The 13,578-nt window shown below is 70.2% G+C and carries 6 protein-coding genes; 4 read left to right on the top strand and 2 right to left on the bottom strand.

The genetic code is table 11. The features are described 5' to 3' along the window. Window positions 1-504 precede the first annotated feature (504 nt). A complete protein-coding gene (locus ABD156_RS24430; protein WP_344278025.1) occupies window positions 505-714 on the bottom strand; it encodes a hypothetical protein in 210 nt (69 codons plus the stop codon). A 577-nt stretch (window positions 715-1,291) separates the two neighbouring features. On the opposite strand from ABD156_RS24430, the gene ABD156_RS24425 reads away from it, so the two are divergent. The 3 genes from ABD156_RS24425 (at window position 1,292) to ABD156_RS24415 (ending at window position 12,416) form a co-directional block, all read left to right on the top strand. Continuing rightward, window positions 1,292-4,918: an ATP-binding protein gene (locus ABD156_RS24425; RefSeq protein ID WP_344278023.1), complete on the top strand. Its 3,627-nt coding sequence runs from the start codon at window positions 1,292-1,294 to the stop codon at window positions 4,916-4,918. Between the two features lie 4 nt (window positions 4,919-4,922). Then, window positions 4,923-8,435, top strand: coding sequence for an ATP-binding protein (locus ABD156_RS24420; RefSeq protein WP_344278021.1), 3,513 nt, complete (start codon window positions 4,923-4,925; stop codon window positions 8,433-8,435). 306 nt (window positions 8,436-8,741) lie between these two features. Next, the gene (locus ABD156_RS24415) at window positions 8,742-12,416 is read left to right on the top strand and encodes an ATP-binding protein (RefSeq protein ID WP_344278018.1); all 3,675 of its coding nucleotides are present in this window, start codon (window positions 8,742-8,744) and stop codon (window positions 12,414-12,416) included. 292 nt (window positions 12,417-12,708) lie between these two features. Here the strand turns inward: ABD156_RS24415 and ABD156_RS24410 are convergent, their stop codons facing one another. Beyond that, complete coding sequence (locus ABD156_RS24410; RefSeq protein WP_344278015.1) at window positions 12,709-12,888, bottom strand: hypothetical protein; 180 nt, start codon at window positions 12,886-12,888, stop codon at window positions 12,709-12,711. 239 nt (window positions 12,889-13,127) lie between these two features. On the opposite strand from ABD156_RS24410, the gene ABD156_RS24405 reads away from it, so the two are divergent. Beyond that, window positions 13,128-13,541 (top strand): hypothetical protein, encoded by a 414-nt coding sequence (locus ABD156_RS24405; protein WP_344278012.1) that lies wholly within the window; start codon window positions 13,128-13,130, stop codon window positions 13,539-13,541. Window positions 13,542-13,578 lie beyond the last annotated feature (37 nt).

Below are 13,578 nucleotides of genomic sequence, written 5' to 3'. Positions count from 1 at the left end.
CAGCGGTGCTCTGGAATCTCCGCCCGCCGGCAGGTGCGGCAATGCGCGGATTGCGGACCTTCCCACGCATGGCTCCGCCGAACTGCGCCGTCGCGGATCGCGACAACACGCAGCAATTCGGACCGAATCGAAAGAGTGAATCTTCAAACAAGTCATGTCACCGGAAATCAGCTTGCGCCCGGCAAGCAGATCGCATGCCGTTTCAGACCGGGTCACGCAGACGCTGAGCCGCCCTCCGAGCCAGGCCATTAAAGGTCCGGCCCGCCCCTCCCCCGCCGTAACAGTGAGGCCCGTCCGCGATCGCCCGGGAAATGTTATCGGAGGGCAAACTCACCCCTCCTGAGCACGCCGAATCCGTCACCCCACCGGACGGCAAAGAGGATATTTCGCCCGTCCGGAGCCAGCAAGTACGACGCCTGCCGCGGCACGTTTCCCGCGCGAGGCGCGCGAACAGGTTCCATTGCCGACCGGTCCGACCAGACCGCCGCGCGCCATCCGCAGCGGCTACCCGGCGAGCCGCGCCGCCAACTCCTTGAGGACGGATTCGAGCTCGCCCGCCAGCGCGCCGCCGTCTTCCGGCCCGGCCGGCGACGCCGGCCGGAAGACGACCAGCTCACCGCCGGGATTCTGGCGTTCCTCGGCGAGGAGCACTGCTTCCTGCTCATTGATGATCCGGTTCAGGACGTCGTTGACGTCGCGGAAAGTGTCGCTCATGTGCTCGCCCTCCATATACTGTCCGGCTTGTTCTGTCCTCAAGTATCAACGGCCGTTCTTCATGTCTTCTCCATCGCATGACCGGGCCGCGGCAGCCTCCGCGACGGCGACATGCGAGAAGCGCACACTGATCGGCCGACGGGCAACCGGTCCCGCGGCCGCGCTGGGACCACCGGCGCCGCGAGCAGCCCTGCCCGGTTCGGAGAATTCCGGACAGGACGAAAGCCGACCGTTTTTCAGCTTTTGCCGCTCATTTGAGCGCCAGTGATTTTTTCGTGCTCGTCGCCATTCGCCGCAGCCGCGCGACAACCAGTTAGACATTCACGAATGCGGACAAAGAGTTGAAATTTCCCCAATCGCCACGGGCAGGCTGACGTGGCGTCAATGACCGGACGCATTCAGCGAGCCGCGCGCACTTCCGTGCGCTAAAGTAACCGCCGAGCTGCGCTAGAGTGAGCAAATGTTGATCTGCGTAACGAAGGGCTGCAGTCGCGCCGGCGCCGCCAGCGCGGGAGACAAATCGATCTCCGGCATCACGAGCGTGACGCCGGCGTGACGGCAATTCGGGACGAAGCGCATGCCAGCGAAGAGCGAACCGGCACTCCGTGTTCAACTGCTCGGCCCGGTCCGGGCGTGGCTCGATGACAGCGAGCTCGATCTCGGCGGTGCCCGGCAGCGGCTCGTGTTCGCGATCCTCGCGCTGAGCGCGGGCCAGGCGGTGTCCCGCGAGGAACTGGTCGACGGCGTGTGGGGCGAGAAGCCCCCAGCCAAGGCGGCGGGCATCCTCCACACCTACATCTGGGGCCTGCGGCAAGTCCTGGAACCGCGGCGCCGTAAGGAAGATCCGCCAGCGGTGCTGATCTCGCCAGGTTCGGGCTACGCATTGCAGTTCGCCGCGGACCAGCTCGACGCGCAGCGTTTCGGCCGGCACCAGGACGCCGCTCAACGGCACTGGCAGCGCGGCGCACTGCAGCCGGCCATGAGCGAGCTCGAGGCCGCTTTGTCGTTGTGGCAAGGAGAGGCGCTCGCCGGCCTGACCGGTACCGTCGTGGACTTGCACCGGACCCGGCTCGCCGAGTCGAGGCTGGCCGCGCTCGAACGGCTGGCGGAAATGAAAATCCTCGTCGGCGACGACGACGGAGCGATCGCCGGCCTGCGCAGCCTGGTCGCGGACCATCCGCTCCGGGAGAAGCCGTTGGCGCTCCTCATGACCGCGCTCTATCGCGCGGGCCGCCGGGACGAAGCCCTCGATGCCTATTCCGGCGCGGCACACCGGCTGGACGCCGAGCTCGGCATCGAACCGGCGGCGGCGGTCCAGCGGGTCCACGCGCAGATCATCGGCGGCGAACCGATCGCACTCCAGAACCGCGGCACCGTCGTGGCCGCCCAGGTGCCGGGCGAGACTGGGAGCGGTTCCGCCCGGCCGTGGTCCGCTGTCCCGCCAGCACCTCCCGTTCTGATCGGCAGGAAGGCAGAAGTGGCATGGCTGCACGCGCTCGCCGACGGCCTGGAGCACGGCCGGGGCGGCTGCGGCTGGGTCGAGGGGGTACCGGGCATCGGCAAGTCGGCACTGCTCGCCGCCGCTTTCACCGGACGCCGGGCGGTCTGGATCGCCGGCGAAGAAATGGGCCGGCACGCCCCGCCCGACCGGTCGAGCGCGCACGACCAGCGGCTGGCCGGTGTCGATCGCATGCTCGCTCTCGTCGAGCAGCTGTGCGCCGAGGGTCCGCTGGTCGTCGTGGTCGACGACCTCCAGCGCGCCGACGAGACCGGCGAGCTGCTCTGGAGCCGGCTCACCCGGCTCACCCGGAGGCTCCCGTTGGTCCTGGTCGGTGCCTGCCGAACGTTTCCGCGCACCGCCGGGATCGAGCTGTCCCGGGACGCGATCAGCGCCGCCGGCGGCCGGACGATCGCGCTCGGCCCGCTGACCGCCGAAGAAGTCGGCGAGCTCGCCGCCCGCCGGCTCGGCTCCCCGGCATCGTCCGTGCTCGGCGAATATCTGGACGGCGCTCTCGGAAATCCGTTGTATGTCAACGAACTGGTGGACAGATTCCGCCGGGTCGGCAGGCCGGAGACAGGTGCGGTGACCTCCGAGCCCGACGACCGCCTCCGCGCGGATCTGCGGGCGGCTCTGGCCGACACCGTCGCCCGCCGCCTCGGCTTCCTCACCCCAGCCACCCGGAAGATGCTCGAGTGGGCGGCGTTGCTCGGCACCCGATTCGATCTCGGCGACGCGGCCGTCGTCGTGCACTCCTCCCCGGCAGACCTCATCCCAGCGGTCGAGGAGGCGACAGCGATGGGAATGCTGGTGGACACCGACCGCGGGCTCGACTTCCGCAGCGACGCGGTGCGGCGCGCGCTCTGCGAGGACCAGGAGTCGGCGGTGCGGGTCGCGAGGCACCGCGCGGCCGCCGAAACGCTGGCGTCGTCCGGAGCGCCGGTCGAGCAGGTGGCCGCGCAGTTGCTCGGGGCCGCACCGGAATTCGATCCGTGGGTGGTCCGGTGGCTGCTCGCCAACAGCGACGCGGTGGGCACCCGCGACCCGTTCCTGACAGTCGACCTGCTGGAACGCGTCATGGCCGCGAACCGGATCAGTGACGGCGACCGGGAACGGCTGGCCGTCCACCGGGCGCGCTGGCTGTTCTACTTGGGACGACGGCCCGAGGCCGAGGCCCGTGCCGTGCTCTCGACCACCACCGACGCCGAGCATGCCGCCGAGATGCGCTGGATCGTCTCCCAGCTCATCCACGACGGAGGCCAGTTCCGGGCGGCGCTCACCGACCTCGAGGACGCCGAGCGCAACCCCGAAGTCCCGGACTTCTGGAAAGCGCGCTACAAGAGCCTGCGTGCCCGTTTCGAGCGGACCGGGCTCGACGATCTGGAAACCTCGTCCCGCACCGCGCTGGCGGTGCTGGACCAGCTGTCCGGCCCGGCCGACCCGGTGGCGCTTTCGGAGGCGTGCCAGGAACTCTGGTACGTCGAAACGGTGCGGCGCGACCACGTCGCGGCGCTGGCTCACGTGGACCGCGCGCTCGCCGCGACCGTCGGCGTTCCTAATCTCGCCCGGTGGCAGCTGCACCTGCTCGACAACCGCGCGTTCAGCCTGCAGAACCTCGATCGTCTCGACGAGGCGTCCGAAGCGCTGGCCCGGATGCGAACGCTGTCGAACCACGTCCGGCCCCGGGCTAGCCGGCATCACGTGGCGACCGCGGTGCACTGTTACTGGCTCGGCCGCTGGGACGAGGCGCTGGCCGAACTCGACCTGATCGCGCAGTCCGCAAACCGGGCCGAATTCTTCGATCTGCGCCCGCAAACGCCGCTGCTGCAATACGGCATCGCGGCGATCATCGCCGCGCAGCGCGGCGACGCGAGGACGTTGCGCACGCAACTGAAGGCGGCCGACGCCCATCCGATCCTGACCCTGGGCGACATGGAGAACAGCGACTTCTCGGTCGTGGCCCGCGCCATCGACGCCGGCCGGACCGGCGGCCCGGATGCCGAACTGGCGCACCTCGACGTCCTGCTGGACCTGGACTACGGCCACACCACGCTCCGGCACCAGTGGACGCCGATGATCGTCCGCCTCGCCCTGGCCGCGGGCGATCGCGCCCGGGTCAAGGCCGCGCTCGACGTCAGCGAAGCCGAGGCCGTCCGCGAAACTCCGCCGGCCCGCGCGAGCACCGCCCTGACCTGGTGTCGCGGCCTGGTCGGCGACGACCCGTCCGCTCTGCTGGCGATCGCGCACCGGCACGGCGACGTCGGCCGTCCGGTCGAGATGGCGGCGGCGCTCACCGACGCGGCGGCGGCGCTGGCCCGGCACGGCGAGAGCGAACGCGCGCACCACACCTTCGGCAAAGCTCTGATGCTGCTGACCGAATTGGGCGCCGCGGCCGAGATCGACCGCGCAGTCGGGCGGATGAACGACCTCGGCGTCCGGCTCCAGGACGTCGCCGACAGCCCGCTGGTGACCGGCTGGCATTCGCTGTCAGACCTTGAACGACGTGTCGCGGAGCTGGCCGCGGCGGGAATGGCGAACGTCGAGATCGCCGTCGAGTTGACGATGTCCCGGCGCGAAGTACATTCACACCTGTCCCGCGCTCTGCAGAAACTCGAAGCCGGTTCACGAGAGGAGCTCGCGGAAATGATCACTTCTGCCGTGGACCGGTCCGAGCCGGGCGACACCGCCGAAGCCGGCGGACGATGACGAGGTGCCAGGCACGATCGTGAACGACGGACAACAGAATGCGGCGACTTCCGGTCCCGAGCCGTTGCGGGTCGAGGTCCTCGGCCCGATACGAGCCTGGCGCGGCGAAGCGGAGATCCGGCTGGGCCCTACACGCCAGCGGGCCTTGTTCGCGGTGCTGGCCATGCGGCACGACCACGTGGTCAGCCGGAGCGAACTGGTCAACGCGGTGTGGGGCCACGACGCGCCGACCACCGCTGAGGGCAGTGTCTACACCTACGTGTCCGGCTTGCGCCAGGCCTTGGAACCGGACCGCCCACGGCGTGCCGCGAGCACGCTGCTCCTTTCCGAGGGAACCGGATACCGGCTGCGGCTGGGCATGGACGCGCTCGACGTCCCCGGGTTCGAGACGTTCGGCGCCGCCGCCGCCGCGGCGCTGGCCGACGGCGACGCCGACCGCGCCATCGAGGCCGCGGACCGCGCGCTGACGCTGTGGCGCGGCGAGCCCCTGTCCGGTCTCCCCGGGCCGTTCGCGGCCGGCCTCCGAGACCGCCTCGGCGAAGCGCGCCTCGGCTTGCTGGAAACCCGCGCCGCCGCTGATCTGCTCGCCGGGCGGCACGCCGAAATCGTGGCCGAACTGGGCACCCTCGCCGCCCGGAATCCGCTTCACGAAGGATTGCGCGGCCTGCTGATGACCGCGCTGTACCGGTGCGACCGGCAAGCGGACGCGCTCGATCAGTTCCGCCAGTTCCGGCAGGTGCTGGCCGCCGAACTCGGCGCGCAGCCCGGACCGCGGATCGTCGACATCCACCGGCGGGTCCTCGCCAACGACTTGCCGGCCGCCGCGCCCGCACCGAAGCCGTCGACGGCGGTCGGGCCGCGGTGGTCGACGGTTCCGCGCCCTCGGTCCTCCGGCCTGGTCGGCCGCGGACGCGAACTGGCGGTCCTTCGCAACGCCGCGTCGGCGCTGTCGGACGGCCACGGCTGCCTGGTGTGGCTGGACGGCGAACCGGGAATCGGCAAGTCCGAGCTGCTGACCGCCGGGCTCGGCGGCCTCGACCCGGAGGCCGTCCAGCTGTGCTGGGGATCCGGCGACGAGCTCGCCCAGCGGTTCCCGTTGCGGGCCATGCTCGAGTGCCTCGGCGTCGAACCGGGATCGCCGGACGCCCGGCGGGCGCGGCTGGCCGAGCTCGCGCAGCGTCTGTCGGACGGGCAGGACCCGCTCGGCGGCGACAACACCCTCGGCGTCGTCGACGGGCTGGTCGACCTGGTGCGGCGGATGTGCGCCGACGGACCGGTCGCGCTGATCGTCGACGACATGCATTGGGTGGACGAGGCGAGCCTGCTGGTGTGGAACCGGCTCGCCCGGTCGGTGCCGCAGCTCCCGCTGCTGCTGGTGGGCGCGTGCCGGCCGCTGCCCCGGACGGCCACCCTCACCGCGCTCCGCAACACCGTCGTCAGCCAGTCCGGCGCATTGGTCGAAATCGGCAGGCTTCCCGAGGTCGAGGTCAAGAACCTGATCACGACGATCGTCTCCGCCGCGCCCGGGCCCACCCTGCTGAGCCTCGCCGACCGGGCGGCCGGGAATCCGCTCTATCTCCGCGAGCTGATGGACTCGCTGATGCGGGACCGGGCAGTGCTCGTGGCGGCCGGGACGGCCGAGGCGAGCGCCTGGACCGAAGTGACCGCTCCGACCTCGCTCGCTTCGGCGCTCACCCACCGGCTCCGCTTCCTGCCGATCGGGGCGCTGGCCATACTGCGGCACGCGGCACTGCTCGGAACGGACTTCCGGCTCGAAGACCTTTCGGTCATTTTCGCGCAGCCGCCCGGCGAACTGCTCCCTTCGATCGAGGAGGCGATCGTCGCCGGTGTGCTGCTGGCCGACGGCGACCGGCTGTCCTTCCGCCACCCGTTGATCCGGGAAGCGCTCTACGACGGGATGGCGCAAGCGGTCCGGGCCGTGCTGCACCGGCAGGCCGCCCAGCGGCTGAGCGACGCGGGGGCTTCGATCGACACCGTCGCCCGGCAGCTCACCGCGGTGCCGTTCACCGCGGACTCGTGGGCGATCGGCTGGGTATTCCAGCACGGGGAGAAGATCGCGAACCGGGCTCCCGACGTCGGCGTGGAGCTGTTCCGCCGAGTGGTCGAAGCCTGCGATCCGGACGATCCGCGCTGCGAGCAGCTCACTGCCCGGCTCGCGCGCGTCCTGTACTGGCTGGGCGAGTCCCCAGAGGGTGAAGTCCGGTCCGTGCTCGCCTCGACCGTCGACCCGGATCTGGCCGGCGAGATGCGCTGGATCCTCGGCTGTATCCACTACCGGCGCGGAATGGATCGGCAAGGCGTGGAAGCGTTGCGCGAGGCGGCGAACGCGCCGAGCGTATCGGCCGTCTGGCGAGCCCGCTGCCGCGCGTTGCTCGCCGGACGGGAGGCACTCGGGCTCGGCGAACGCGACGCGGCCGAAGCCAATGCTTGGCGCGCCATCCGGGAGGCGGAGAAAGCGGGCGACCTCTTCGCCAAAGGCTACGCGCTGGAGAACCTCTGGCTGTTCCGGTCCATCGACCGGGACCACGCCGACGGTCTGCGGCTGGTAGACGAAGCGCTGCGGTCCTTGGAGATCGCGTCCGGAGACCACGACGTCGACTCGACCGTCGCGCATCTGAGCCTGAGCCTGCTGGACAACCGGGTGTTCAGCCTGCAGAACCTCGACCGGCTCGGACAAGCCGACGAAACGCTGCGCACCGCAGAGGAATTCGTCCGGCGGCATCAGCTTCCGGGCGGGCTGGCGGCCTCGTCCGCCGTCAACCACTACTGGTCCGGCCGGTGGGACGCGGCGATGGCCGTACTGGCCGCGTCCGTCGACGCGCGCGGGCTGGACATGGCCTTTCGCGGTCTGCGCGAAAGCGGTCCGATGATGTTGCTGCTGCACGGCGTCGCCGCGCTGATCGGCGCGCTCCGCGACGACAGCGAAGTGGTCAGCGCCCACCTCGCCGCGGCAGACGAGATCCCTATGCTGACTTCGGCCGACCGGGAGAGTTGCGACTTCCTCATCATTGCCGAGGCTCTGGCGGCCGAGCGGGAAGGCCGCGGCGAGGCGTCGCTGATGGCGCTCGCGCCGGTCATCGACGAGCGATACGCACCGATGATGCTCCGGCACCAGTGGCTGCCGGACGCGGTGCGGATCGGGTTGCAGCTTGGCGAGACCGCGACCGTGAAGCGTGCGCTGGAGATGTGCGAAACCGAAGCGAGCCGGGAAGTCTACCCGGCGCGGGCCGCGGCGGCGGCGGCCCGTTGCCGGGCAATGGTCCACAACGATCCTGACGCGACGATCGCAGTCGCCCGGCATTACGAGCAGGCCGGCAGGCAGGTCGAAATGGCGCAGGCGCTCGAAGACGCCGCCGTCCAGCTCGCCCGCGCGGACCGCGGCGAGGAGGCGTGCGCCGTCGCGGGCAAGGCGATCCGGACGTACCACCGTCTGGGCGCGAAGTGGGCGATCCGGCGTGCCAAGGAACGAATCGACGCGGCGTCGCATGGTGTCTGATGCGATCCCGTGGCTCGCCGGCCGATGACTCGCGAGGCGAGGCCGTCGGCCGGTCGTCCGGGGGTACCATCGGAGGAACCGGCAGCGCGCCTGAAGCCGACCTCGAACCAGATTCCGGCTGTTCCGGTTGCAACGAACCGCGGCGCTTCCCGAGGAGCTGCGCCCGCTGTTTTCGGTCCCCACTGCTACCCCGCGAGCGGAACATGAGAACAACGATCCCGATCGGTCACGCGGTCTCGAACGCTCATTCCCCGCGATTGGCGGTGCCGGCCGCCCGACCGCGCGCCGCGATCCGGGAGGCCCGGCATGGCTGAGCCCGGCGCGCTCTCCCTCCAGGTCCTCGGATCGGTGCAGGCGTGGCGGGGAACCCACGAGGTCCCGCTCGGCCCGGCCCGGCAGCGAGCCGTGTTCGTCATGCTGGCGCTGAACAACGGACGGCAAGTCGGCCGGCACGAGCTGATCGCGGCGGTGTGGGGCGACGACCCGCCGTCGAGCGTGAACGGCAATATCCACACCTATCTCTCCGGCCTGCGGCGAACACTGGAACCGGACCGGCCCCGCCGCGCCGCGGGCACCTTGCTGACAAGCGAATCCGGCCGGTACGGCCTGCGGATCAGCGGCGAGAACATCGACGCGGTCCGGTTCGAGCGGCTGATCGTGGCGATGCAGGCAGCGACAGATCCGGCGGACGTCGCCGCAGCCGCGCACGAAGCGCTTGCCCTATGGCGGGGCGACCCGCTGTCCGGCCTGCCCGGGCCGTTCGCCGAACGGGAACGCGATCGGCTGGCGGATCTGCGGCTCTCCGCGCTGGAACACCAGGCCCGTGCGGGGCTGGATCTCGGCCGCCACCGCGAGCTCGCCCCGGAGCTCGCCGCGCTGGTGCGAGAGCATCCGCTGCAGGAATCGCTGCACGCGTCACTGATGCTGGCGCTCTACCGCAGCGGCCAGCATGCCGAAGCGCTCGAGGTGTTCCAGAACGCGCGGCGGACGCTCGTCCGGGAACTCGGCGTCGAGCCTGGACCCGAATTGAAGGAGCTGCAGGCCCGGATCCTGGACCAGGACCCGGATCTGGCGGCCGCCCGGCCGGCCGGCGCCCCGCGGCGGCCGATGCCGCTGGACGCGGTGCCCCCGAACGTCAAGCACGAACTAGCCCAGCCGGAACCGCTTCTCGGGCGCGCCGCGGAGTTGGCGCTGCTGCGCAGGCTGGTCGACGACGTCCGGGACGGCCGGGGCGGGGCGGCGTGGGTCGAAGGCGACATGGGCATCGGCAAATCCACCCTGCTAGCGGCGGCGCTCGCCGACGTCCGCGGCACCGGCGGGCAGCTGGGATGGGCGGTCTCCGACGAGTTGCGGGCGCGAGTGCCGTTGCGGGTGGTACTGGACTGCCTGGGAATCGACTCGGCTTCGCCCGACCCGGCCCGGTCGGCACTCGCCGGCGAACTGTTCCCGGCGGAAAAAAACGGCGGGCTGTGGGGGGAAACCGATTCCGGCCTAACCGCTGTCGGCCGGCTGCTGACGCTAGTCGACGAACTGTGCGCACAGGCCCCGGTAGTCCTGGTCATGGACGACATCCAGTGGGCGGACGAGATGAGCGTCCAGTTCTGGCGACGGCTGTACGCCGCAACCCGTCAGCTGCCGCTTCTGCTCGTGGCAGCCGCCCGACCCGCCCCGCGCAGCAATCAGCTGGCCCGGCTGCGCCACGATCTGGAGACCCGCGGCGGGCAGATCCTCTCCCTGCAGCCGCTGACCGATTCCGAAGCGGTACGGCTGCAGGAGTCGGTTCTCGGCGCGTCCGTCGGCCCAGCCTTGCGCGAACTGGTCGCGGAAGCCTACGGAAGTCCGTTGTACATCAAGGAACTCACCGACGCGGTGCGCCGGGAGAACACGCTGGTGTCCGCAGACGGGGTGGTGGATTTGGCGAGCACCGCGAGTTTCTCCGCGCCCGGTTCGCTCGCCGCCACGCTCCGCCGCCGCTTGCAGTCCTTGCCCGGCGAGGTGCAGGAGACGCTCAAGGTCGCGGCGTTGCTCGGTACCGAGTTCACCGTGACCGAACTCGCCGCGGTGATCGGCAAGAGCCCGCTGGAGCTGGTCACGTTGCTGGAGGACAGCGTGCGCGCCAACCTGCTGGTGGACTCGGGTACGAAGCTCGCTTTCCGGCACGCCGCGCTGTGGCACACTTTCTACCACTGGAATCCGGCGCAAGCGCATCCCCGGCTGCACCGGAAAGCCGCCGAAGCGCTGGCCGGGATCGGCGCGCCGGTAACCGGCATCGCCGAGCAGCTGGCGATGGCGAATGTGATGGACCAGTGGGCGCTCTCCTGGCTGGCCGATCATCACGAACCTCTGGCCAGCCGCGCCCCGCAGCTCTCCGCCGATCTGATGTCGATGGCGCTCGACGAGTGCCCGCCGGAGGATCCGAACTGGGAGGTGCTGGCTGCTGCGACGGTCAAAGTGCTCTTCCGGCTCGACCGGGATCCCATCGAACTCGCGAAGAAAACCCTTGCCGTCGCGAAAGATCCGTACCGTGCGGCGGAGACCCGGCAACTGCTGTCGGTGATGCATGTCCGGCACGGCGAAACCGCCGAAGCGGTCGCCATGCTCGACGCGGCCGCCGGCGACGAGGAAGTTCCGGACCTATGGCGCCGCCGGCACAAGCATCTGCTCGCCAATTTCCGCCGCGGCGGCCTCTACGACTTGGACACTGCGGAGTCCTCGGCGAAGCGGGCCCTCGACGCGGCCGCGGGCGACGAATACCTGACCGCGCACGCACTTCAGACGCTGTGGCTGGTCTCCTCGGTGCGGCGCGACCACGAGGCCGCCCTGGTCCACGCCAACGCGGCGATCAACGTGGTCCAGCCGGTCGCAGAACTCGCCGATTTGCACGTCGACCTGCTCGACAACCGGTTGTTCACGCTCGAGAACCTCAACCTGCTCGACGAGGCCGACAACACCTTGCGCACCGCGCACCGGGTGGCCGCCGACCATGCCCTGCCAGCCGCCCTGCAGGTCTCCGCGGCGGTGCACTACTACTGGGTGGGCCGGTGGAACGAAGCGGTGGTCGAACTCGACTCGGTCACCGAGGACGGGCCCGCCATCACGTTCTACGGCTTGCGCGAGCCGCCGGCCGCCGTGCTGCTGCTGCACGGCGTCGCCGCACTGATCGCCGGGCGGCGCGGCGACGCGATCCAGGCGGCGGCGCACCTCGACGCGGCCAACGCGTTCGGCCCAGTCACCGAAGCCGAGCGGGAAAGCTTCGATTTCCTTCTCATGGCCCAATCGCTGGAAGCCGAACAGCGCGGCGACCTGCACGGCGCGCTTGCGGTGCTTCGGCCGATCCTCACCCCGACCTACGCGCAGATGATGCTGCGCCACCAGTGGCTTCCCTACGTCGCGCGGCTGGCTCTGGCGGCGGGCGATCTGGGCCAAGCCCGGCTGGCGCTGACGATCTGTGAGGAGGAGGCCGCGAAAGAAAGCACGCCGGCCCGGGCCGCGGCGGCCGCGAACTGGTGCCGGGGCCTGTTCACCGGCCAGCCCGCGCAGGTGCTGACCGCTGCCGACAACTACCGCGAGGTCGGCCGGCCGGTCGAGCTCGCGATGGCGATGGAGGACGCCGCCGTGTTGCTCGCCAGGACCGGCGAGGCCGGGCAGGCCGCCGCCGCGTTCCACCAAGCGACCCAGATCTACGCCAACCTGTCTGCCAAATGGGACCTGGAACGAGCGCAAACCCGCCTCGCCGAGTTCGGCCTCCACCGCGGCGCCGAAGAGGTGCCACTGCGACCGGACCGCGGCTGGGCCTCGCTCTCGCCGGTCGAAGTGGAGATCGCGACCCTGGTCGCGGCAGGCCGGTCGAACCCGGACATCGCGGCCAAGCTGGAACTTCCCCGGCGCACCGTCCAGGCACACGTGCACCGGCTGCTCAGCAAGCTCGATCTTCCCTCGCGCACTGGGATCGCCGGCCACGTCGCCGACCGCACGAGCTGAGCGGAGACCAGTCCGGCGAACCTCCGGACTGGTCTCGCTGTCCGGCGATCCGACGGCGGGGGGTGCCGCCTGCAGTAAGCAGTGCGCCGACACGGGAACGTCTTGACTGCTGCGGCGGGCGCGTCCGGCGAAGCCTCGACACCCTTCTCGAAGCTCGGCCGCAACCCGCCTGAGGACGACGAAGACTGATCCGGCGCGCGGCGCGGGCGAGTGCCCAGGTGTTCGCCGGGCCGCGATCGCCGGGCAACCCGCCGCTCGGATCTGATGCCCGTGGCGGGGCCATTGTTCCTCATCAGCGCCGGTACCCCCCGTGGCGTACGCCAGCGACAACGCCGGGGTAGCGGCCGACGGGGTTGAGGATGTACCACCGCGTGGTCCAGCGCAGCAGGGCGATCCGGGAGAACCGCCATTCGCCGGCAGCGTCGATCAGCGCCTCGTTGCAGAAATCCTCTCGCAGCTGCGCCAGCGCCAACGCGGCGAGGATCGAGGCGGCGACGCCGGTACCAGTTCCGTCGTAGCCCAGCCGAAGGAGAAGCGCTCGTCGGTGTCAATCGCCAGCCGCAATCTCCGCGACACGGTCGCTGAGTTCCGTTCGGTCGGGCCGTCCGCCGGGCTTCGACCTCGATCTGGTGTGGCCCCTTCCCCCGAGCAGGCGGGATTACGTGGCAGACCCAGGCGTCGCCGGCCACGAGTTCGTGCATCCAGAAGTCAATGCCCGCGCCGTCGGCGGGCGGGTCGATGTCGGCTGTGCGTCCGATGCCTGGTGAGCATGATGACAAGTGCCTGCAGGATGAGGTGCTCGCCGCCGAATTCCGGGTGGCCCAGGATTTCGGCGTGGAGTTGAAGCTGATCGGCACCATGCTCACCGGCACGGAGGAAGTGGTCAAGCGGCTGCACCGTACGTGGGATGCCGGTTTCCAGGACGTGACGACGCGGCTGGACGAACCGGTAATCGTCCGTACGGCCGGGGAACGGGCTCAGTCTTTACGTCAACAATTTTGCCCGATTGTACACATTGGTGTACGCCACCCTTTTAGGTATTTTATAGTGAAGCTTGAAAAGTTGACAAGACATGATCGCTCACGCCTGCTTCTTCACGAAGAACAGATCAGTGGACGACTTTGACCCGTTGCGAAGGTGGGGCTCGACCTCAAACTTCCGC

Origin of the sequence: Amycolatopsis albidoflavus, assembly GCF_039525725.1 — a bacterium.
Classification (GTDB): domain Bacteria; phylum Actinomycetota; class Actinomycetes; order Mycobacteriales; family Pseudonocardiaceae; genus Amycolatopsis; species Amycolatopsis albidoflava.
Note: the sequence above shows the minus strand (reverse complement) of the source record. Positions and strands in the feature narration are given on the sequence as shown.